The 1,071-nt window shown below is 63.1% G+C and carries 2 protein-coding genes; one reads left to right on the forward strand and one right to left on the reverse strand.

Annotation, left to right across the window (positions count from 1 at the left end; translation table 11 throughout):
- A partial coding sequence (locus ACFOYU_RS15260; protein ID WP_377034249.1) for an IS66 family transposase occupies positions 1–783 on the forward strand: 783 nt, incomplete at its 5' end.
- Between the two features lie 2 nt (positions 784–785).
- On the opposite strand, the gene ACFOYU_RS15265 is transcribed toward ACFOYU_RS15260, so the two are convergent.
- Positions 786–965 (reverse strand): DUF6429 family protein, encoded by a 180-nt coding sequence (locus tag ACFOYU_RS15265; RefSeq protein ID WP_377034250.1) that lies wholly within the window; start codon positions 963–965, stop codon positions 786–788.
- Positions 966–1,071 lie beyond the last annotated feature (106 nt).

Genomic DNA, 1,071 nt, shown 5'->3' on the forward strand with positions numbered 1-1,071 from the left:
AGGACTGGCCGGCTCTGGACGGTGGTGCGCGATGATCGTCCCTTCGCCGGGGCCGATCCACCCGCGGCCGTTTACTATTATTCTGCGGATCGCAAGGGTGAGCACCCGCAGTCGTTCCTGAAGAGCTATAGCGGGATCCTGCAGGCGGATGCCTATTCCGGCTTCGGACAACTGTATGAACCGGGTCGTGCGACCGGCCCGGCGACTGAGGCAGCGTGTTGGGCGCATGCGCGCCGCCAATTCTTTGAACTGGCTGAGTTGAAGAAGGGGCCGATCGCGATCGAGGCGGTCAAGCGTATCGATGCGCTGTTTGCGATCGAGCGCGCGATCATCGGCCGGCCGCCTGACGAGCGACGCTCTGTCCGTGTGGCTCAATCCAAGCCTCTGGTGGATGATCTGGAGAGCTGGTTGCGGGCGCAACGGGGACGGTTGTCGCCCAAGAGTGAGACGGCCAAAGCCATCAATTACATGCTGCGGCGTTGGTCTTCGTTCGCGCTCTTCCTCGAGGATGGGCGGGTCTGCCTGTCGAACAACGCAGCCGAGCGGGCGATCCGCGGCATTGCGGTTGGGCGCCGGAACTGGACCTTTGCCGGCTCGGATGTGGGTGGGCATCGGGCGGCAGCGCTGTACACGCTGGTCGAGACCTGCAAGCTCAATGAGGTCGACCCACGAGCCTGGCTGGCTGACGTTCTGGCGCGCTTGCCGGAGCATCCCGCCAAACGCCTTGACGAACTCCTGCCCTGGAACTGGAAGGCGCTGCGGGATCAGCAGGCGGCCGCCTGATCTCACGCCTTTCGCGTGAACAGCACCTTGAACAGCTCTTCAGCTTTCTGCAGTCCCTCATCGGTGAGCACGACGGATTTGGCCTTGTTGGCCGGATCGCAGATGAAACCCTTCTGGTAGAGCCGATCTGTTGCGCCCCAGTCAAAACTCTTCCAGGCCCGGCACCCATCGTGCAGCGTCAGCTACATCAGGGCGAGCACGGCCTCGTCAATCTTGTCGTGGTCGATCTCCATGCGGCCACTTTACCACGCCGCAGCCGAAATTCCGCGGTCCTCGGCGGATGCGTAC

The sequence above is a fragment of the Microvirga sp. GCM10011540 genome (assembly GCF_042650665.1).
GTDB lineage: Bacteria > Pseudomonadota > Alphaproteobacteria > Rhizobiales > Beijerinckiaceae > Microvirga > Microvirga lenta.